Source organism: Allobosea sp. 05L423 (assembly GCF_056397745.1).
In genome coordinates, this window is sequence record NZ_JBFTOA010000013.1 from 36,670 (window position 1) to 55,275 (window position 18,606).

General features: G+C 68.2%; 18 protein-coding genes. 7 read left to right on the forward strand and 11 right to left on the reverse strand.

What is annotated here, in order from left to right; translation table 11 throughout:
- The first annotated feature begins 171 nt into the window (after nucleotides 1-171).
- On the forward strand, nucleotides 172-555 hold the full coding sequence (locus AC1DNE_RS22365; protein WP_441472454.1) for a RidA family protein: 384 nt from the start codon (nucleotides 172-174) through the stop codon (nucleotides 553-555).
- 19 nt (nucleotides 556-574) lie between these two features.
- Here AC1DNE_RS22365 and acs read toward each other — a convergent pair whose 3' ends face one another.
- Nucleotides 575-2,527 carry an acetate--CoA ligase gene (gene acs, locus AC1DNE_RS22370; RefSeq protein ID WP_441472455.1) on the reverse strand — a complete coding sequence of 651 codons (1,953 nt, stop codon included), beginning with the start codon at nucleotides 2,525-2,527 and terminating at the stop codon, nucleotides 575-577.
- A 233-nt stretch (nucleotides 2,528-2,760) separates the two neighbouring features.
- Between acs and AC1DNE_RS22375 the strand changes: the two genes are divergently transcribed.
- On the forward strand, nucleotides 2,761-3,906 hold the full coding sequence (locus AC1DNE_RS22375) for a DUF2235 domain-containing protein (RefSeq protein ID WP_441472456.1): 1,146 nt from the start codon (nucleotides 2,761-2,763) through the stop codon (nucleotides 3,904-3,906).
- Between the two features lie 72 nt (nucleotides 3,907-3,978).
- On the opposite strand, the gene AC1DNE_RS22380 is transcribed toward AC1DNE_RS22375, so the two are convergent.
- The 4 genes from AC1DNE_RS22380 to tsaD are packed head-to-tail and all read right to left on the reverse strand — an operon-like array spanning nucleotide 3,979 to nucleotide 6,777.
- The gene (locus tag AC1DNE_RS22380) at nucleotides 3,979-4,389 is read right to left on the reverse strand and encodes an EVE domain-containing protein (protein WP_441472457.1); all 411 of its coding nucleotides are present in this window, start codon (nucleotides 4,387-4,389) and stop codon (nucleotides 3,979-3,981) included.
- A complete protein-coding gene (locus tag AC1DNE_RS22385) occupies nucleotides 4,389-4,715 on the reverse strand; it encodes a hypothetical protein (protein ID WP_441472458.1) in 327 nt (108 codons plus the stop codon). The genes AC1DNE_RS22380 and AC1DNE_RS22385 overlap by 1 nt, the downstream gene beginning before the upstream one ends.
- Before the next feature lie 11 nt (nucleotides 4,716-4,726).
- Entirely contained in the window at nucleotides 4,727-5,725 is a 999-nt protein-coding gene (locus AC1DNE_RS22390; RefSeq protein ID WP_476766226.1) for an NAD(P)H-dependent glycerol-3-phosphate dehydrogenase, read from the reverse strand.
- Complete coding sequence (gene tsaD, locus AC1DNE_RS22395) at nucleotides 5,722-6,777, reverse strand: tRNA (adenosine(37)-N6)-threonylcarbamoyltransferase complex transferase subunit TsaD (RefSeq protein WP_441472460.1); 1,056 nt, start codon at nucleotides 6,775-6,777, stop codon at nucleotides 5,722-5,724. The genes AC1DNE_RS22390 and tsaD overlap by 4 nt, the downstream gene beginning before the upstream one ends.
- Before the next feature lie 255 nt (nucleotides 6,778-7,032).
- Here tsaD and AC1DNE_RS22400 point away from each other — a divergent pair, with 255 nt between their 5' ends.
- The 4 genes from AC1DNE_RS22400 (at nucleotide 7,033) to rpoH (ending at nucleotide 12,900) form a co-directional block, all read left to right on the forward strand.
- Nucleotides 7,033-8,892, forward strand: a complete 1,860-nt coding sequence (locus AC1DNE_RS22400) for a uroporphyrinogen-III synthase (protein ID WP_476841193.1) — start codon at nucleotides 7,033-7,035, stop codon at nucleotides 8,890-8,892.
- A gap of 17 nt (nucleotides 8,893-8,909) precedes the next feature.
- The gene (locus AC1DNE_RS22405; RefSeq protein WP_476841194.1) at nucleotides 8,910-10,589 is read left to right on the forward strand and encodes a heme biosynthesis HemY N-terminal domain-containing protein; all 1,680 of its coding nucleotides are present in this window, start codon (nucleotides 8,910-8,912) and stop codon (nucleotides 10,587-10,589) included.
- Nucleotides 10,590-10,756: 167 nt separating this feature from the next.
- Nucleotides 10,757-11,785 carry an RluA family pseudouridine synthase gene (locus AC1DNE_RS22410; RefSeq protein WP_441472463.1) on the forward strand — a complete coding sequence of 343 codons (1,029 nt, stop codon included), beginning with the start codon at nucleotides 10,757-10,759 and terminating at the stop codon, nucleotides 11,783-11,785.
- Between the two features lie 218 nt (nucleotides 11,786-12,003).
- The gene (rpoH, locus tag AC1DNE_RS22415) at nucleotides 12,004-12,900 is read left to right on the forward strand and encodes an RNA polymerase sigma factor RpoH (protein WP_441472464.1); all 897 of its coding nucleotides are present in this window, start codon (nucleotides 12,004-12,006) and stop codon (nucleotides 12,898-12,900) included.
- A 58-nt stretch (nucleotides 12,901-12,958) separates the two neighbouring features.
- Here rpoH and AC1DNE_RS22420 read toward each other — a convergent pair whose 3' ends face one another.
- The gene (locus AC1DNE_RS22420) at nucleotides 12,959-13,999 is read right to left on the reverse strand and encodes a DUF2125 domain-containing protein (protein ID WP_441472465.1); all 1,041 of its coding nucleotides are present in this window, start codon (nucleotides 13,997-13,999) and stop codon (nucleotides 12,959-12,961) included.
- Nucleotides 14,000-14,133: 134 nt separating this feature from the next.
- Here AC1DNE_RS22420 and AC1DNE_RS22425 point away from each other — a divergent pair, with 134 nt between their 5' ends.
- The gene (locus AC1DNE_RS22425) at nucleotides 14,134-14,706 is read left to right on the forward strand and encodes a gamma-glutamylcyclotransferase (RefSeq protein ID WP_441472466.1); all 573 of its coding nucleotides are present in this window, start codon (nucleotides 14,134-14,136) and stop codon (nucleotides 14,704-14,706) included.
- On the opposite strand, the gene AC1DNE_RS22430 is transcribed toward AC1DNE_RS22425, so the two are convergent.
- The 5 genes from AC1DNE_RS22430 to ftsE form a co-directional block, all read right to left on the reverse strand.
- Nucleotides 14,707-15,105 carry a hypothetical protein gene (locus AC1DNE_RS22430; protein ID WP_441472467.1) on the reverse strand — a complete coding sequence of 133 codons (399 nt, stop codon included), beginning with the start codon at nucleotides 15,103-15,105 and terminating at the stop codon, nucleotides 14,707-14,709.
- Nucleotides 15,106-15,200: 95 nt separating this feature from the next.
- Nucleotides 15,201-15,977, reverse strand: coding sequence for a lysophospholipid acyltransferase family protein (locus AC1DNE_RS22435; RefSeq protein WP_441472468.1), 777 nt, complete (start codon nucleotides 15,975-15,977; stop codon nucleotides 15,201-15,203).
- A 56-nt stretch (nucleotides 15,978-16,033) separates the two neighbouring features.
- On the reverse strand, nucleotides 16,034-16,834 hold the full coding sequence (locus tag AC1DNE_RS22440; RefSeq protein WP_441472469.1) for a YdcF family protein: 801 nt from the start codon (nucleotides 16,832-16,834) through the stop codon (nucleotides 16,034-16,036).
- A 115-nt stretch (nucleotides 16,835-16,949) separates the two neighbouring features.
- Nucleotides 16,950-17,912, reverse strand: coding sequence for a cell division protein FtsX (locus AC1DNE_RS22445; protein WP_441472470.1), 963 nt, complete (start codon nucleotides 17,910-17,912; stop codon nucleotides 16,950-16,952).
- A complete protein-coding gene (ftsE, locus tag AC1DNE_RS22450) occupies nucleotides 17,899-18,558 on the reverse strand; it encodes a cell division ATP-binding protein FtsE (protein WP_441472471.1) in 660 nt (219 codons plus the stop codon). The genes AC1DNE_RS22445 and ftsE overlap by 14 nt, the downstream gene beginning before the upstream one ends.
- Between the last annotated feature and the right edge of the window lie 48 nt (nucleotides 18,559-18,606).

The window sequence follows — 18,606 nt, forward strand, 5'->3', positions numbered from 1 at the left end:
GCGGGTTCCGATCTCGGTCAGCCGAACTTTGCGTCATTAGCACAGGAACTCAATGAACGCGGCATGAGCATGATCTAGCGCAGGCCGGGCGCGATGCGAACCCGCGATACATGCTCTGGTTCCAACAGATGTGGGCAGGCATAGTCCGGACGATTCCCGGAGACCTCCCCCATGAAGCCGCTCAACCCCGCCGCGATCGCGCCGCCCTTCGCCCGCTACAGCCACGGCATGGAGGTGCCGGCGGGCAGGCGGCTCGTCTTCTGCTCGGGCCAGCTGGGGATCGCCGCCGATGGGAGCGTGCCCGAGGATGTCCGGGCTCAAGCCGACCTGTGCTTTGCCAATATCGCAGCGATTCTGGCCGAGGCTGGGATGACGCTCGCCGATACCGTGCGGGTCAATGCCTATGTCACCGACCGCGCCTACATGAAGGGCTATATGGAATCGCGCGACGCTCATGTCGGCACGCCGCCGCCCGCCTCGACCCTGATGATCGTCTCGGGCTTCACCCGGCCGGAGTTCAAGGTCGAGATCGAGGTGGTGGCGGCGGCTCACTGAGCGCCGCCACCAAAGGGCGTCAACCGGCCTTGCGCTTGTTCTGCCGGTTCTCGATCAGGTCGTCGACGACGGCGGGATCGGCCAGTGTCGAGGTATCGCCGAGCGCACCGAACTCGTCCTCGGCGATCTTGCGCAGGATGCGACGCATGATCTTGCCGGAGCGGGTCTTGGGCAGTCCGGGCGCGAACTGGATCAGGTCCGGCGAGGCGATCGGGCCGATCTCGTTGCGGACATAGGCAACGAGTTCCTTGCGCAGCGTGTCGCTGGGCTGTTCGCCGGCCATCAGGGTGACATAGGCGTAGATGCCCTGGCCCTTGATGTCGTGCGGATAGCCGACGACTGCGGCCTCGGAGACCGAGGGGTGCGCGACGAGGGCCGATTCGACCTCCGCCGTGCCCATGCGGTGACCGGAGACGTTGATGACGTCGTCGACGCGGCCGGTGATCCAGTAATAGCCGTCTGCGTCGCGCCGGCAGCCGTCGCCGGTGAAATACTTGTTCGCATAGGTGGCGAAATAGGTGTCCATGAAGCGCTGATGGTCGCCATAGACCGTGCGCATCTGGCCCGGCCAGCTGTCGGCGATAACGAGGTTGCCCTCACAGGCACCCTCCTGCACCTGGCCCGCGGCATCGACGATCTCGGGCTTGATGCCGAAGAAGGGCCGGGTGGCCGAGCCGGGCTTGAGCTTGGTCGCGCCCGGCAGCGGCGTGATCAGGATGCCGCCGGTCTCGGTCTGCCACCAGGTATCGACGATCGGGCAGCGGCGATCGCCGACGACACGGTGATACCACTCCCAGGCTTCCGGATTGATCGGCTCGCCGACCGAGCCGAGCAGGCGCAGCGAGGCGCGGCTGGTCTTCTTCACCGGATCCTCGCCGGCGCCCATCAGCGAGCGGATCGCGGTCGGTGCGGTGTAGAAGGTGTTGACCTTGTGCTTGTCGATCACCTCCCAGAAGCGGGAGATCGACGGATAGGTCGGGATGCCCTCGAACATCAGCGTCGTAGCGCCGTTCGCGAGCGGGCCGTAGAGGATGTAGCTGTGGCCGGTCACCCAACCGACATCGGCGGTGCACCAGTAGATATCGCCATCATGGTAGTCGAAGACATATTGGTGCGTGATCGCGGCGTAGACCAGATAGCCGGCCGTGGTGTGCAGCACGCCCTTCGGCTTGCCGGTCGAGCCCGAGGTGTAGAGCAGGAAGAGCGGGTCCTCCGCATTCATCTCGGCAGCCGGGCAGTCGCCGGAAACCTTGGCTGCCTCGTCGTGATACCAGACGTCGCGGCCCGCCTTCATAGAGACATTGCCGCCGGTGCGCTTGACGACGATGACGGTGCCGATGCCGCCCTTCACCTTGTCGTCGGCGAGGTCCACGTTCTTCTTGAGCGGGACCGAGCGGCCGCCGCGCAGGCCTTCATCGGCGGTGATGACGATCTTGGAATCGGAATCCTCGATGCGGCTCGCCAGCGAGTCGGGCGAAAAGCCGCCGAAGACCACCGAGTGGATGGCGCCGATGCGCGCGCAGGCGAGCATGGCGTAGGCTGCCTCGGGGATCATCGGCAGGTAGATGGTGACGCGGTCACCCTTCTTGACGCCATGCTCCTTGAGGACGTTCGCGAACTTGCAGACCTCGGCGTGGAGCTGGCCGTAGGTGATCGTCTTGGACTCGGCGGGGTTGTCGCCCTCCCAGATGATCGCGGTCTGGTCAGCGCGTGTGGCGAGATGCCGGTCGACGCAGTTATGGGCGACATTGGTGGTGCCGTCCTCGAACCATTTGATCGAGACCTTGCCCGGCTCGTAGCTGGTGTTCTTGACTTTGGTGTAGGGCTTGAACCAGTCGATCCGCTTGCCGTGCTCGCCCCAGAATTTCTCCGGATCCGCGACCGAGGCCGCATACATCTCCTGATAGCGAGCGTTGTTGACCCAGGCCTTCTCGGACCAGCCGGCGGGCACGTCGTAGATCGTCTCGGACATTCGGGTGTCTCCCCAGACTTGGAACGTCTGTGTTGCGTTGGTCCCACCGCTCTGGCGAGCGGTTGGGACATCGCTTCCTTTGAATTCCCCGCATCATAGGATGCGCGCACGGCGCGGCAACCCATTGTGCGTCGCACTTTCGTGGCAGGGGCAGGCGCTGGAAGCATGGTTGGGGGCCAAATTGTCCCCGGAGCGCCTCATCACATGGTAGGGTGCGGGCGCGGGAGGGCTCCATGGCGCGCAATGTCTGCATCTTCTCGGATGGGACGGGGCAGGCCGGCGGTGCGAACCCGATCAACTGGACGAGCATCTACCGCCTGTTCATGGCGACGCGGGAGGTCGATCCCGCCCGTCAGATCTGCTTCTACGATCCCGGGTTGGGCTCGAACCCGGACGAGGGCGAGATTCGCGGGCCGCTTCGGCGCTTCAAGGACCTGCTGGCCCAGGCGACCGGCTACGGCATCACCGACAACATCATCGATTGCTACGCCGCTCTGCTCTGCGCCTACAGGCCGGGCGACCGCGTCTTCCTGTTCGGCTTCAGCCGCGGCGCCTACACCGTGCGCAGCCTCGGCGGGGTGCTTGCGCTCTGCGGTGTGCCGGGCGGCTTCATCAATGTGCTGCGCTGGGACGGCTTCACCGACGCGGTTCAGGCGCGCGAGGTGCGGGAGCTCGCGGCCAGCGCGGTGAAGGATGTCTACATGATCCGCGACCGCGCGGCGCGGATCGAGGCCGCTGCGGCGTTCCGGCAACGCCACGCTACCCAGCCGGCGCCTCCGTTCTTCGTCGGCGTCTGGGATACCGTGCGCGCGCTTGGCCTGCCGGCTATCGGCAGCCTGCCGGGGCGCCACAAATTCCACGACGCGATCCTCAACCGGCAGGTCGCCCATGGTCGCCAGGCGCTCGCCATCGACGAGAACCGGCAGGTCTTCGCGCCCGAGCTCTGGGACGAGACGCAGGCGCCGCCGGGACAGATCAGGCAAGTCTGGTTTGCCGGCGTGCATACCGACATCGGCGGCGGCTATGGTCTGCAGATGGGGCTGACCGACCTGGCACTCGGCTGGATGGTCGCGGAAGCGCGGGCCGCCACGCCTCCGCTCATCGTCGAGCCGGGGCTGGTCGCAGAACTCAGGCCCGATGCGCTCGGCCTCCAGCATGACGAGCGCAAGACCTCATGGCTGCCCTGGAGCGAGGGCACGCGGGGGAGCTTCGTGCTGCACCGGTTCCAGCCGCAGCCGGCGCGGATGGCTGATGCCGTCGAGCCACGCCTGAAAGCTCCGGCGGTGCCGATCCTCGACGAGAGGCTGCCTTATCGGCCGCGCGCGCTGGCTAAATATCCGCCCTTCGCCGCCTACTACCGCGGCCCAGAACCTATCTGATGAGCCCTCATCCTTCGAGACGCCGCGTTCCGCGGCTCCTCGGGATGAGGGCTATGAATTTTCTGATGGGGATCAGAGGCCGCCCATCTTGCAGACGAGGTCCCATTCCTCGTCCGTCACCGGCTGGACCGAGAGGCGGAAGGAGGTGACCAGCGACATCTTGGCGAGCTTCGGCTCAGCCTTGACGGCAGCGAGCGAGACCGGCTTCGGCAGCGGCTTCACCGCCTTGAAGTCGACCAGGACCCAAGGCGGGCCGGCCGCTTCCCAGGGGTAGGCTTCCTTGATGACCTCGACGATGCCGACGACCTCGAGACCTTCGTTGGAGTGATAGAAGAACACCTGATCGCCCTTCTTCATCGCCATCAGGTTGAGCTTGGCGGTGTGGTTCTTCACCCCGTCCCAATGCGTGCCCTTGGCGCCGGCCTTGACCTGGTCGTCCCAGGACCAGACCGAGGGTTCGGATTTGATCAGCCAGTGAGCCATCAGGCTTCGTCCTCCTTGAGCGGCACCGGCGGCTGCGAGGCCGCCTCGCCCTGTTCGTTCCAGAACCGCACCATCTCGCGCGTCAGGGCGGCGTAATCCTTGGGGTCGAGCTCGACGCGGACCTCGCCCTCGCCGAAGGGCAGGATCAGCACGAAGCGATGGGTGCCCTCGGCCTTGCGCCGGCGATGCTGAAGCACGGGGCCTGCAATCCGCCCGGCCAGCGGGACGGGTTGGCCTTCGGCAATGAGCTCGGACCCCGTCGTCTTCTTGACCTCGGCGATGCCGCGCGCGACGCGCTTGGTGAGATCGGACCAGTCGTTTGCCATGCCCGTTCCCCCTATCGTTCGGCCCGGATCGGCCGGGCGAGCAGGGCGGCCACGGCCTCCCGCACGCCGATGCGCCCGGCGATGATCTCGCAGACCGCTTCCGCGATCGGCGTCTCGACGTTCCGCGACCGGGCCATCTCGACCAGGATCGGAGCGGTGAAGGCGCCTTCGGTGAGCTTGCCGCCGGCGGCCTCGGCGGGCTTGCGGCCCTGTCCGAGCGCCAGACCATAGGCAAAGTTGCGCGATTGCGGCGAGGCGCAGCTCAACACGACGTCGCCGAGGCCCGACAGCCCCATCAGGGTTTCCGCTTCGCCGCCATAGGCCTCGCCGAAGCGACGCAGCTCCGCGAAGCCGCGCGCGACCAGCGCCGCGCGCGCGCTTTCGCCATAGCCGAGGCCGATGGCGATGCCGGCGGCGATGGCGAGCACGTTCTTGGCCGCCCCGCCGATCTCGACGCCGAGCGGATCGCTGGAGTGATAGATGCGGAAGGCCGGCGAGCTCAGCGCCTCGGCCAGGGCCTGCGCCAGCTCCGGTTCTGCCGCCGCGAGCGTCACCGCCGTCGGCAGGCCACGGCCGATATCGGCGGCAAAGCTAGGGCCGGACAGGATCGCGGTGCGGGCGCCGGGCAGCACGCTTTCGATGATCTCGGTCGGAAACAGGCCGCTCGCCTGCTCGATGCCTTTTGCGGCGGAGATGATCGGCACGCCCGCCGGCAGGTGCCCAGCCAGATTCTGGCAGGCCGAACGCAGATTCTGGGTGGGTACGGCGATGATCAGCGCGTCGCAATCCGCGAGGTCGTCGAGAGAGGCGGTGGCGCGGATGGTTTCCGGCAGCGCGATATCGGGCAGCCGGGGCGCCTGGCGGCTGCGCTCGATGGCTGCGACGGTGTCCGGGTCGCGGGCCCAGAGCCGGACATTGCGGCCGGCGCGGGTCGCGGCGAGCGCCAGCGCCGCGCCATAAGAGCCGGCGCCGACAACGCCGATGGTCGCGTAGGGCGCCGCGGGTTTCATGCGGCGGTCTTAGGCTTGGCCGAGAGCTCGTCGAGCGGCCAGCGGGGACGCGCGGCGACCGTCATGTCATCGACGAGGCCGAGCCTGAGCCGTTCCAGCCCGGCCCAGGCGATCATCGCGCCATTGTCGCCGCAGAGCGCCTGCGGCGGGGCGACCATGGGCAGGCCGGCTTCGGTGGCAAGGCGTGTCAGGCCGCTGCGGATCGCCTGATTGGCTGCGACGCCGCCGGCGACGACGAGCGTCGAGGGCGTGATGCCGGCCTCGCGGCAGGCGCGCAGGCCGGCGCGGGTGCGGTCCACCATGACGTCGACGATGGCAGCCTGGAAGGAGGCGCAGAGATCGGCGACGTCGCGATCGGAGAGCGGGGCGATGCGCTCGGCGACGAGGCGCACGGCGGTCTTGAGGCCGGAGAGCGAGAAGTCCGGATTGGCGCGCCCCTGCATCGGCCGCGGGAAATCGAAGCGCTCGGGATCGCCCTTCAGCGCCTCGCGCTCGACCGAGGGGCCGCCGGGGTAGGGCAAAGCGAGCATCTTGGCGATCTTGTCGAAGGCCTCGCCCACGGCATCGTCGATGGTGCCGCCGAGCTTGAGATAGTCCCCGACGCCGCGCACGGCCAGCAACTGGGTGTGGCCACCCGAGACGAGCAGCAGCAGGTAGGGGAAGGCGAGGTTGTCGGTGAGGCGGGCGGTCAGCGCATGCGCCTCGAGATGGTTGATCGCGATGAAGGGCTTGCCGGTCGCGAGCGCGATCGCCTTGCCGGCGGTGAGCCCGACCATGACGCCGCCGACGAGGCCGGGCCCAGCCGCCGCCGCGATAGCGTCGATGTCCCCGGGCTTCATGCCGGCCGTCGCGAAGGCGCGCGCGATGATGCGGTCGATCGCCTCGACATGGGCGCGCGCCGCGATCTCCGGGACGACGCCGCCATAGGCCGCATGGGCGGCGATCTGGCTCAGCACCTCGTTCGACAGGATCTTGCTCTCGCCCGAGCGCTCGACGGAGACGATCGCGGCCGCTGTTTCGTCGCAGGTCGTCTCGATCCCAAGGACACGCATGATCGTTCGATTAACCTCACGGAACGGAAGAACGGGATGAGGGACCATGTCCGGCAGTTCCTCGCCGGCCATTCCTTCGTATAGTGCGGGGTAGGGTGCAAGGCCAAGGGGCGCGGTTGCGACCTTTGCGGCAGAGACAAGAACGGAGACGGCATGCAAGGCATCATTGTTCCGCCTCAATGCGGACCGAACGCGGGAAGCTGCATGGTTTGCGCACCGTCCTGTGGTCGTTGCCCTTCTTGTCAGGAGCTGTGAATGCGCGTTTTCGTCTTCCGTCCCCGTCCTGATGCCGAACGGACCGCGCGCGCCATTGCCGATCATGGTTTCGAGCCTGTGCTCGCGCCGCTCTTCGACGTGGTCCGGCTGCCTGGAGCAGCGCCGGAGGCTGCTTTCGATGCGATCGTGCTGACGAGCGGCAATGCCGTCCCGGCGCTCACCGAAGGACCGGCCGGCTGGCGTGACCTGCCCGTCTTCGCGGTCGGTGCGCGAACGGCGGCCAAGGTCCGTGAAGCCGGGCTAGAGGATGCGCGCAGCGCAGACGGCGACCGCAACGACCTGATCGAACTGATCAAGCGGACGCTGCCGGCCCCGGCGAAGCTCCTGATGATCGTGGGGCGCGATCGCAAGGAGGACGTGCCGGACCGGCTCAAGGCGGCCGGCTACGCGGTGACGCTCTGGACCGCCTATGCGGCCGAGCCGGTGACCGTCCTGCCCGAGGATACGCAGGCCGCGTTGCGGCATGGTCAGCCGGGCGATGCGGCCCTGCATTATTCGGCGCGCGGCGCACGCACCTTCATCACGCTCGCGCAAGCGGCTGGTGTATCGGACGCGGCGCTCGAACTCACCCATGTCGTGCTCTCGGCCGATGTCGCGGCGCCGCTGATCGCGGCGGGCGCCAGCACGGTGCTCGTCGCCGAGCATCCGGAGGAGGCGGGGATGCTCGCCGCGCTGGAGCAAGTCTCCGCGCGGGCAGGCGCATCCGATCCCGCCCGGCCGGAGCCGCGCGGCAGCCTCAAGCGCACGCCGCCGACCATCGAGCTCAAGGCCGAGGCGGAAGCGCCTGCAGCGGCGCCTGATACCGCACATGCAGATGCCCACCCCCCGGAAGCGATTGCGCCGACGGAGGCGCTGCCGCAGGAATTCAGGCCGCCGCCCGTCGAGCCGCAGCCAGATACCGGCGAACGCCAGCCCCCTGCGGGAACGTCCTGGCTGCACTTGATCGCAGCCGGGCTTGTCGGTGGAATCATCGGAGCCGGGGGCGTGTTCCTGGCGCTCAACCGGGTCAGCCCGGCAGCGACCGGCGAGCAGATCGCCGAGCTGCGCAGCCGGATCGATAGCGTGCAGACCGGCGTGGCCGCGGCCGATCGGAAGGCGACGGCTGCGTCCGAAGCGGTCACGAAGACCGGATCGGAAGTGCAGGCGCTGGCCGGGAAGCTGGGCTCTCTCGGCAATCAACAGGCGCCCGATACGAGCGCTTTCGCTGCCCAGGTCCAGCGCACCGAGGCTGCGACAGCGGCTCTCGGGCAGCGGCTCGACCAGATCACCGGCCGCGTGGGCGCGGTCGAAGCACAGGCGAAGAGCGCGGCCGCCCTCGGCCCGGAGGCTACGGCCGCGGCGCGGATCGTGCTCGCCGAGCGGGTACAGCGGGCGCTTGCGGGCGGGCGCTCCTTCGCGAGCGATGTCGCGGCGCTGACCAAGAGCGGTGTTGCTCAGGCCGATATCGCTGCGTTGGCGGCGGTCGCAGCGTCGGGAGCCCCGACGCGCGACGCGCTGCTGGCGGGCTTCCGCAAGCATGGTGCGATGTTCCAGCGCGAGGTCACGCCGCAATCCGACAGCTGGTCGGACAAGCTCATCGGGCTCGCCAGCCGGATCGTCACGGTCCGCCCGGTCGGCGACAACGGCTCGAACGACCCCGCGACATTGCCCATCCGGCTGGAGGCTGCCATCACGGCCGGGGACATGCCGAAGGCGGCTGCGCTGTGGGGGCAGTTGCCCGAGCCGGCGCGCCGTGCCAGTGCGGATTTCGGCGCCGATCTGCAGAAGCGGGCCGCGGCGGATGCGGCGATCGCCAAGATCGCGCAGGATGCAGTCGCGGCGCTCGGCGCCGCCGGCTGACGGAGGATAGAGGGTCCATGGTTCGCGTTCTCATCTATCTCGCGGTCTTCGCCTGCCTTGCCTTCGGTGCGGTCTGGCTCGCGGATCGCCCCGGCGAGGTCTCGGTGCTCTGGCAGGGCTACCGGATTGAGACCAGCGTTGCGATCGCCGCCGTCGGCGTCGTGGCGCTCGCCTTCCTCGTGCTGCTGGCCTGGGCGGTGCTGCGCTTCGTCTTCGGCCTGCCCTCGGCCTTCAGCCTGTCCTCGCGCGCCCGGCGCCGGGCTCGCGGCTTCGAGGCCGTCTCGCGCGGCATGGTCGCGATCGGCGCGGGCGATCCCGTCGCGGCCGGGCGCTATACCGGCGAAGCGCGCCGCTTCGTGCCGAACGAGCCGCTGACATTGTTGCTCGAAGCGCAGACGGCGCAGCTTTCAGGCGACCGCGCCCAGGCGGAGGCTGCCTTCAAGGCCATGCTCGACAAGCCGGAGACGCGGGTGCTCGGCCTGCGCGGTCTCTTCGTCGAGGCCAAGCGTCGCGGCGACATGGCGGCGGCCCGCGCGTTTGCCGACGATGCGGTGCGGCGCTCGCCCTCGCTCGCATGGGCCAATGATGCGCTGCTCGATTTCCACACCAACGCCGGCGACTGGCAGGCGGCGCGAACGGCCGTCGAGCGCCGCGCCGCGCTGCGGCTCGCCGACAAGGCGGAAGCGCGGCGCCAGCGCGCCGTTCTGCTCGCCGCCGAAGCGCTGCAGGAGAGGGACCGTGAGCCGGAGAAGGCGCTTGCCGCCGCTCTCGAGGCGGTGAAGCTCGCGCCGTCACTGACGCCCGCGGCCGCGCTTGCCGGGCGGATGCTGTCGGAGCGCGGCGATGTCCGCAAGGCGTCCAAGCTGCTGGAAGCGGCTTGGCGGGAAGCGCCGCATCCCGATATCGCCGCCGCCTATCTCGATGCGCGGCCGGGCGACAGCGCGCTCGATCGGCTCAACCGCGCGACCACCTTGTCGAAGCTGCGGCCGGCCGACCCCGAAAGCGTGCTGGCGCTGGCTGGGGCTGCGATCCAGGCGCGCGAATTCCAGAAGGCGCGCGAGATCTTGAAGCCGCTGCTCGCCGGCGGAGCCTCGGTGCGGGCCTGTCTGCTGATGGCCGAGCTGGAGGAAGCCGAGCACGGTGCCGCTGGCCGAGTGCGCGAATGGCTGGCGCGGGCGACGCGGGCACCGCATGATGCGGCCTGGGTCGCGGACGGGCTGGTCTCCGACCACTGGATGCCGGTCTCGCCGATCACCGGCCGGCTCGACGCGTTCGTCTGGACGGTGCCGCCGGCGACGCTGGGGAGCCCGCCTCAGGCGCTCGACGATGTATTGGTCGATCTCGACGACTCGACCAAGCTGATCGAGATCAAGCCGTTGTCGGCGACGACGATCGAGCCGGCGGTGGTAGCTCCCCCGGCCGCGCCCGCGCCGAAGGAAGAACCGAAGCCGGAGCCGGCCGCGGCGGTCGCGCAGCCCGCTCCCAAGGAGGAGCCGAAACCGGTGGAGACGGTGACCGAGGTCGCGAGGCCGGCCGAAGCCAAGACAGCAGAGGCAGCCAAGCCGGCTGTGTCTGCGCGGGAGGCCGCGCCGCCCAAGCCGGTGATCTTCCCGGTCTCGCATGCGCCGGACGATCCGGGCCCGGACGACGAGCCGCCGCCAGAGCCGAAAAAGAGCGGCTTTCGCCTGTTCGGCTGAGGGCGGCCGCCGGAATCATTCTCGGGCGAAGCGCAGACCCGGGAATCTCTTTCAGCGCGAGGAACAGGAAGCCCGTGTCATGAGATGCTCGGGTCACGCCCGCGCATGATGGGGGAGCATTGCGGAAAAGGCGTGCGGTCCCGCTGCATGCAACGTATAGCGGCGCAATGACCTCCGTTTCCGATCCGAATGCCAGCGTGACCCTGCAGGTCGGTCCCGAACAGGCCGGCCAACGCCTCGACAAGGCGCTTGCCCTGCTGGCCGGCGAGATTTCGCGTGCGCGGCTGCAGCAGGTCATCAAGGAGGGCGGCGTCCGCCTCAACGGCGCCGTCGCTAGCGACGGGAGCCGCAAGGTCGTCGAAGGCGACGAACTCGCCCTCGTGATGCCCGAGGCCAAGCCGGCGGAGCCGATCGGGCAGGATATCCCGCTCAACGTCGTCTATGAGGACGAGCATCTCATCGTCATCGACAAGCCGGCGGGGCTGGTCGTCCATCCGGCGGGCGGCCATGAGGATGGTACGCTCGTCAATGCGCTGATCGCCCATTGCGGCGAGAGCCTCTCCGGCATCGGCGGCGTCCGGCGTCCCGGCATCGTTCACCGGCTCGACAAGGATACGAGCGGACTGCTCGTCGTCGCCAAGAACGACCAGGCGCATCAGAAGCTCGCCAAGCAGTTCGCCGACCATGGCCGCACGGGCCCGCTGCAGCGCGCCTATCTCGCCATCGTCTGGGGCGTGCCGCGACTGCACCAGGGCACGATCGATGCGCCGATCGAGCGATCGAACCGCAATCGCGAGAAGATGATGGTGGTCAAGGAAGGGCGGGGCCGCGAGGCGATCACGCATATCGAATTGATCGAGCGTTACCCGCCTCTGCTCAAGGGGCTCGACGAAACCGAGCCGCTGGCGAGCCTGATCGAGTGCCGGTTGGAGACCGGGCGCACGCATCAAATCCGCGTGCATATGAGCCATATCGGCCACCCGTTGCTCGGCGACCAGCTCTATGGCTCGGGATTTGTCACCAAGGCAGTGCGGTTGCCGGCGGAGGCACAGGCGGCGCTCGCCGCGCTGGGGCGCCAGGCACTGCATGCCGCCATTCTCGGATTCGCGCATCCCGCCACGGGCGAGGAAATGCTGTTCGAATCCGAGCCGCCTGCGGCTTTTGCGAATCTGCAAACCGCCCTCGCGACGCTGTGAGTCAATCTGGCTTCTCTGCCACCTTTCCGCCAGACTGAGTTCGCATATACTAGGGTTGTCGGATGCGGATGGCCAAGGGGGCGCCGCACGCGATCAGTCCAGCCGAACTCCACAGCAGTTGCTGCGTTGGATCTATTCGCATCATCCGAAACCTGCGCGAAGGTTGATCGCGCGGTGGGCCTGCCGCACAGCGGGAGCCTTGATGAGGAGACACGCGCATGGCGAGTGCTTCGCTGCCTGTCCTGTCCGCCGAAGGCGGGCTGTCACGTTATCTCGACGAAATCCGCAAGTTCCCGATGCTGGAACCGAGCGAGGAATACATGCTGGCCAAGCGCTGGCGTGAGCATGGCGACCGCGATGCGGCGCACAAGCTCGTTACCTCGCATCTTCGCCTCGTCGCCAAGATTGCCATGGGCTATCGCGGCTACGGCCTGCCGATCGGCGAAGTCGTGTCCGAAGGCAATGTCGGCCTGATGCAGGCGGTCAAGCGCTTCGAGCCTGACAAGGGATTCCGCCTTGCCACCTATGCGATGTGGTGGATCAAGGCCTCAATTCAAGAGTACATCCTGCGCTCGTGGTCGCTCGTGAAGATGGGCACCACGGCCAACCAGAAGAAGCTGTTCTTCAACCTGCGCAAGGCCAAGAGCAAGATCTCGGCGCTGGGTGAGGGCGATCTGCGCCCCGATCAGGTCAAGCAGATCGCGACCAAGCTCGGCGTCAACGAGCAGGACGTGGTCGAGATGAACCGCCGGCTCGGCGGCGACGCCTCGCTCAACACGCCGCTGCGCGAGGACGGCGAGGGCGAGTGGCAGGACTGGCTGGTCGATGATTCCGAGAGCCAGGAGCGCCGCCTCGCCGATTCGGAGGAGAGCAGCAACCGCCATACTGCTCTGCGCGAGGCGCTGGAGGTGCTGAATCCGCGCGAGCGCCGGATATTCGAGGCGCGTCGTCTCGCGGAGGATCCGATTACGCTGGAGCAGCTCTCCGAGGAGTTCGGCGTTTCGCGCGAGCGCGTCCGCCAGATCGAGGTGCGCGCCTTCGAGAAGGTGCAGGAGGCGGTCAAGAAGGCCATCAGCCGCATTGAGGCGCCGAGCGCGGCCCTGCCGGCGGCCTGAGCCGGCGCTGCAGCGCAGATAAGTTCAAGGGGCGCCGCGGCGCCCCTTTTTCATGTGTTTAGTAGAGAGAGGGCAGCGGCTGGAGCGGCAGCCGGAAGGGCCCGATGAAAACCCGGCCTTCGCGCAGCGACACGGGCGGCAGCGGGGTGAGGCCGGGTGTCGCCGCGGGATCGGCACCGCGCCCGCCGAGAAGACCGCCGAGGCCGCCGAGGAGGCTGCCGATGCGAATACCGCCGATCTGTTCGATGCCGGCTGCTGCCAGCCGGAGATCGCCGGAGACACGGCGCATCGGATCGAGCTGCAACTGGCCGCTGCCATCGACGCGGGCCTTGCCCTTGGTCGAGACGAGGCGGGTCAGCTCGAAGGCGCCGTTGGCGCCGCGCCAGCTTTCCAGAGCGTCGGGATTGAAGCCTTTGCGGAAGGCTTCCGCCTGCGTCAGCGTGGCTTCCAGCGCGATCTCGCCGGTATCGGTGTTGCGGAGCAGCATGTCGATCGGCGGCAGGACCGTACCCTTGGCCGTGAGGGCGATGTCGACGGCCTGGTCGGTGGCCGGCCGCGCCGGGTTGCGGCGAAGGTGGGCCTCGAGGGACTTGCTGCTCCAGGTTTCCGGATTCAGGCCGGGCGCCGTCTGAACGGCCGTAAGATCGCTGGCGACGAGGGCGAAGCGCTCGGGATTGCGCCAGGCGAGGCTGGCATCGAGGTTGGTCCAGGTCAGAGCGACCGAGCGGCCTTCGGGCAGGGTGACCTTGGCGGGGCCGGTGAGCTCGACAATCACGAGACTGGGCGAATAGATCTGGCCGACGGCGACGGCAGGGCCGGTCTCGACGCGAACGGCGTCTCCCCAGCGCGTCGAGGTCAGTGCGAGCGCATTGCAGCGCAGCTCGATTCTGAAGGGATAGCCGCCGATCGTGCGGTCGCTGCAGGTCCAGGTGCGGCCGCGCTCGGCCTCGCGCGCCAGGGCGGCATCGATCTCGGCCGCGGCGCGCCCGCGTGCATAGAACCAGAAGACGGACCAGGCCGCCGCCAGGATAACGAGCAGAAGCGTGGGACCGTAGAGCCAGAAGCGGCTCTGGCGGCGCGTCGGAAGGGTATCGGTCATGCGGCAGGCGTTCCTTGCGCGGAGGCGGGCGGATTGTTAGCTCGCCGAAGGAGCCGGCGCCAGAGCGGGAAGGCCCTTGCGCTGGACGGCGCGGGACAGCAAGCAGCTTGGCGCGGCCAAATTATGGGATGGCGATGACGACCGAATTCGGTGCGACCGATCTCTGGGTCTTCGGCTACGGCTCGCTGATCTGGCGGCCTGGCTTTCCCTTCGCGGAGAGCGTGCAGGCCCGGCTGCACGGCTATCACCGCTCGCTCTGCGTCTTCTCGCATGTCCATCGTGGCACGCCGGAGCGGCCGGGGCTGGTCCTCGGGCTCGATCGCGGCGGCGTCTGCCGGGGCCTCGCCTTCCGGGTCGCTGCGGCACAGGCGAAGGAGACGGTGGACTATCTGCGGGCGCGCGAGCAGGCGACGGCTGTTTATCTCGAGCGCCATGTTCCGCTCAGGCTGGAGGATGGCCGGCAGGCACGCGGGCTGGTCTATGTCGCTGACCGCAAGCATCTGCAATATGCCGGCAAGCTGCCGCCCGCGCAGCTGCTCAAGCTCGTTCGGGAGGGAAAGGGCCAGTCCGGCGAGAACCCGGACTATGTGCTGCAGACGCATGAGCATCTGCGCAAGATGGGCATCTACGATCCGGTCCTGGCCTGCCTCGCGCAGGAGCTGGCGCCCGGTCTCGGCGCGCCGCATCCGCCGTTGGGGGCCGGCTGATCAGGCTTCCGGGCTGGCCTCCGGCATCAGGTCGAGCAGCGCGGCCCGGCGGCTCAGGCCATCCTCGGCGAGAAGATGCACGTGAATCTCGGCAGCGCCTGCGGCGCCGATCGCGCGCTGCCAGCGGCTCAGGGCCGCCTCGACACCGAAAGGGCCGGAATCCCGCGCCGCGATGATGCGCCGATCGGGAGAGACCGCGAGCAGCACGGCATCGGTGAAGCCGAGCGCATGCATGTCATCGACGGCGAAGACCGAGGCGACATAACGCCGGCCGGACCGGCCGCGCCAGGCGGTGAAGCGGCGCTCGCTGAGGCTCGCGGTACTGCGCAGCGGCATCTCGCGGGCGACGAGGGGCTCGTCGAAAAGATCGGGAGTATAGCGATAGGCGAGAGCGGCCATGTCCGTTCCTCCGTAATAGGAACAAAATGGGAACGACATGGAGATAAGTCAAGCGTCGGAGCCGGCAGCTCCCGGGGCGGCGTAAAGTTCTGCTGTCAGGGTTTGTCAGGAGCCTGCGCCGCGAGCGGGTCGAGGCCGAGCGCGGCGAGTTCCGCCCGCCCCTGCGCCAGCAGCCTGTCGCAGGCTGTTTCGATCCGTTCCTGCAGCTCATGCTGAAAGGCGAGCTTGCCGAGACCCGGCATGATCGGTGGCAGGATCTCGATGCGGATCGTGCCGGGTCGGCGCAGGAATTTGCGGCGCGGCCAGTAGAGGCCGGTATTGAGTGCGACGGGAACGCAGGGGACGCCGAGCTCGGCGTAGAGATGGGCGGCGCCGAACTTGTAGGCCGGTGGGGCGCCGGGGGGGCGGCGCGTGCCTTCCGGGAAGATCAGCAGCTGACGGCCGTTCTGACCGAGCTCGACCTTGGCGCGCCGCGTGACGTCGGACAGGGCGCGGGCGCGGGCACCGCGGTTGACGGGAATCATGCGCAGCTGGTTCAGCGCCCAGCCGAAGAGCGGGATCCAGGTCAGCTCGCGCTTCAGGATGAAAACCGGGTTCTGGAAGATCGTGACGAGTGTGAAGGTCTCGACGAAGGACTGATGCTTCGCCGCCACCATCAGGCCGCCCTGCGGAATGTTCTCGATGCCGGTGACCTCGTAGCGCGTGCCGGCGACCACGCGCAGCAGCCAGAGCGAGGACCGCGACCAGGCGATGGCCGCGGCCAGCAGAATCCGCCTCGGCAAAAACAGCGCCGGCAGAATGATGAAGATCAGCCAGAGGACAAGATTGGCATAGAAGAGTGTGTTGAAGGCGAGGGAGCGCAGGACGAGCATGCTGCGCAATGAGCCTGAGACGCGGCGCCGGTCAAGCGCTTGCGCTATTTCGGGGCTCAGCCCTCGTGGCGGGAATGGCCCGGCAGCCGCGACCGCTTCTCGGCCGCGGGGCCCAGAAGCTCGGCCGGCTTCGACGAGACAGGCTTGCGGCCGCCGGTGATCACCGAGAGCCGCGAATTCTCGGGATCGCTTTCGACGAGACTGCGCAGGCGTGCGACGAGATATTTCACGTATTCCGGCGCGAGGACCTTGATCGTCGCCCAGCGATACCACCAGCCTGTCGTGTCGAGATGCTCGGTGACGACCGGGTGGGGGATCAGCGTGACGCCCGGCATGGCATGGGCGAATTCTGCGACCGTGCGCGGCATGTGGTAGTTCGAGGTCACGACCATCAGCGAGCGAAAGCCGTGCTCGCGGACCCAGCGCCGCGCCTCGATGGCGTTGCCGATGGTGTTGCGGGCGCGGTAGTCGAGATCGACGCAGCAATTGAGCAGGTCGCGCGAGGCGGGGTTGAGCTTGGCCAGTTCCTCGCGGCTGGTCTTCTCGTTGACGCCGCTGATCAGGAGCCGTGAGCCGCGATCGGCCCCAAGCAGTCCGATGGCGTCGCCGATACGCTGGGCGCCGCCGGTGACCACGACGATCGCGTCCGTACGCGGGGAAGTCGCCGGTTCCTGCGCGTCGATGGCCGAGGCGAAACGCACATAGCCGAGGCCGAGCAGCGCGACGCAGGTCCCCGCCAGCGCAGCGACGGTCAGAGCCAGGATGCGGCGCAGCGAGGGCCGCACAGCCTGCCCGGAGCCCCGGATCGCTGAATCCGGCGGCTCGATCCCGAGATCGTCCTTCGTGCTGCCGATCATGGCCATGATATCGTTGGCATAACCCGGCATTCGGGCATAACGGCGGCGGCAGGATGCCGGCTTTCGCCGCAGGAGTGAAGGATCCGTTGACGTCCGGCTGTCGCCCCGCGCGCGCTCATGACAGCATCCGCAGATAGTGACGGACGGTGAAGCGCGAGACGAGACCGGCGATGGCGGCGACCACCATTGCGACCAGAAGCACCGCGGCATAGCCGGCCCAGCCTATTTCGAAGGCGCCGAACAGAGCCTGCAACTGCTCGGCCTCCGGCGCCGTGCGCCAGCGCGAGACGATGAAGCCGATGAGGGCGATGGCGAGGATCGCGGCGAAGCCGCCGAAAGCCCCGCCCTTGAGACCCAGCCTGATGAAGCGGCTCTGGAATTCGCGGGCGATGAAGCCGTCATCGGCGCCGACGAAATGCAGCACCTCGACGCTGTCGCGGCTGCCCGCCATCGCGCCACGTGTGGCGAAAGCGACGGCGAGCGCGGCCGCTGTCAGGACGAGCAGAACGATCGCGAAGCCGGAGGCGACGATGGTGCCGGCCATGGCTGAGAGCCGCCGGACCCAGAGCCGGTGATCATCGAGGATCGCCGTCGGCACCTCGCGGCGCAGCGCCGGCCCGAAGCTCGCCAGATCCGGGCTGGCGCCGCTCTTGAGCTTGAGCACGATCAGGCGCGGAATCGGCAGCTCGACGAGGTCGAGGCCGGTGCCGAGCCAGGGTTCGAGCAGCTTGTCCGATTCGGCCTTCGGCACGGCGCGCACGCTGTCGATGCCGTCGAGCGCCTGCGCCATCGCCACGGCGCGCGCGACATCGCCGTCGATGCTGCGATGCGAATCGGGACGGATCTGGATGGTCATCTCGTTGGAGATGGCCCCCCGCCACTGATCGGAAGCGCGCGCGGCGAGCACGGCGGCGCCGGCGCTGAGCGCGGCGAGGAAGGTCAGGATCGCGATCACCGCCATCAGCGCGCGGCCGGCAACGGTGTCGACAGGCACGAGCGGCAGGTCGCGCCGCAGATTGGGCGGCAGCGTCCTTTCCTCGCGCTCCGGTTCGTGATGGCTGAGCTCAGGCATCGACATGCAGATGCCCGTCGGCCAGCACGAGGCGCGGCGCGTCGTAGATCTCCATCAGATTGAGATCATGCGTGGCGATGATCACGGCGGTGCCGAGCGTCTGCAGCTCCATGAACAGCCGCAACAGCCGCCGACCGAGGCCGGGATCGACATTGCCGGTCGGCTCGTCGGCGAGCAGCAGTTCCGGCCGGCCGATCAGGGCGCGGGCGATCGCGGCGCGCTGCTTTTCGCCACCGGAGAGGACCGGTGGCACGGCATGCATGCGTTCGCCGAGCCCGACCCAGCGCAGCAATTCGACGACCTCGGCGCGATAGCTCGCCTCCTCCTTGCCGAGAACGCGCAAGGGCAGGGCGACATTCTCGTAGACGGTGAGATGATCGAGCAGGCGGAAATCCTGAAAGACCACGCCCATGCGGCGGCGAAAGGCGGTGAGCGTGTCGGCATCGAGGCGCGAGACATCCTGGCCGAACAGGTTCACCAGCCCGCGCGTCGGCTTCAACGCCATCAGGATGAGACGCATCAACGTCGTCTTGCCCGCACCGGACGGGCCGGTGAGATACTGGAACGAGCGCGGCGCGATGCTGAAGTTGATGTCCTTCAGCACCTCCGGCCCCATGCCATAACGCAGGCCGACATTTTCGAACCGAACCAAGCGGTCTTCCTCATTCAGCGAAACGCGTATCCGGGCCAATCCTACACC

Bases quoted from the DNA above. Each gene is read 5' to 3' on its own strand.
- AC1DNE_RS22365 (WP_441472454.1), top strand. From the start codon at position 172: ATGAAGCCGCTCAACCCCGCCGCGATCGCGCCGCCCTTCGCCCGCTAC.
- acs (WP_441472455.1), bottom strand. From the start codon at position 2,527: ATGTCCGAGACGATCTACGACGTGCCCGCCGGCTGGTCCGAGAAGGCC.
- AC1DNE_RS22375 (WP_441472456.1), top strand. From the start codon at position 2,761: ATGGCGCGCAATGTCTGCATCTTCTCGGATGGGACGGGGCAGGCCGGC.
- AC1DNE_RS22380 (WP_441472457.1), bottom strand. From the start codon at position 4,389: ATGGCTCACTGGCTGATCAAATCCGAACCCTCGGTCTGGTCCTGGGAC.
- AC1DNE_RS22385 (WP_441472458.1), bottom strand. From the start codon at position 4,715: ATGGCAAACGACTGGTCCGATCTCACCAAGCGCGTCGCGCGCGGCATC.
- AC1DNE_RS22390 (WP_476766226.1), bottom strand. From the start codon at position 5,725: ATGAAACCCGCGGCGCCCTACGCGACCATCGGCGTTGTCGGCGCCGGC.
- tsaD (WP_441472460.1), bottom strand. From the start codon at position 6,777: ATGCGTGTCCTTGGGATCGAGACGACCTGCGACGAAACAGCGGCCGCG.
- AC1DNE_RS22400 (WP_476841193.1), top strand. From the start codon at position 7,033: ATGCGCGTTTTCGTCTTCCGTCCCCGTCCTGATGCCGAACGGACCGCG.
- AC1DNE_RS22405 (WP_476841194.1), top strand. From the start codon at position 8,910: ATGGTTCGCGTTCTCATCTATCTCGCGGTCTTCGCCTGCCTTGCCTTC.
- AC1DNE_RS22410 (WP_441472463.1), top strand. From the start codon at position 10,757: ATGACCTCCGTTTCCGATCCGAATGCCAGCGTGACCCTGCAGGTCGGT.
- rpoH (WP_441472464.1), top strand. From the start codon at position 12,004: ATGGCGAGTGCTTCGCTGCCTGTCCTGTCCGCCGAAGGCGGGCTGTCA.
- AC1DNE_RS22420 (WP_441472465.1), bottom strand. From the start codon at position 13,999: ATGACCGATACCCTTCCGACGCGCCGCCAGAGCCGCTTCTGGCTCTAC.
- AC1DNE_RS22425 (WP_441472466.1), top strand. From the start codon at position 14,134: ATGACGACCGAATTCGGTGCGACCGATCTCTGGGTCTTCGGCTACGGC.
- AC1DNE_RS22430 (WP_441472467.1), bottom strand. From the start codon at position 15,105: ATGGCCGCTCTCGCCTATCGCTATACTCCCGATCTTTTCGACGAGCCC.
- AC1DNE_RS22435 (WP_441472468.1), bottom strand. From the start codon at position 15,977: ATGCTCGTCCTGCGCTCCCTCGCCTTCAACACACTCTTCTATGCCAAT.
- AC1DNE_RS22440 (WP_441472469.1), bottom strand. From the start codon at position 16,834: ATGATCGGCAGCACGAAGGACGATCTCGGGATCGAGCCGCCGGATTCA.
- AC1DNE_RS22445 (WP_441472470.1), bottom strand. From the start codon at position 17,912: ATGTCGATGCCTGAGCTCAGCCATCACGAACCGGAGCGCGAGGAAAGG.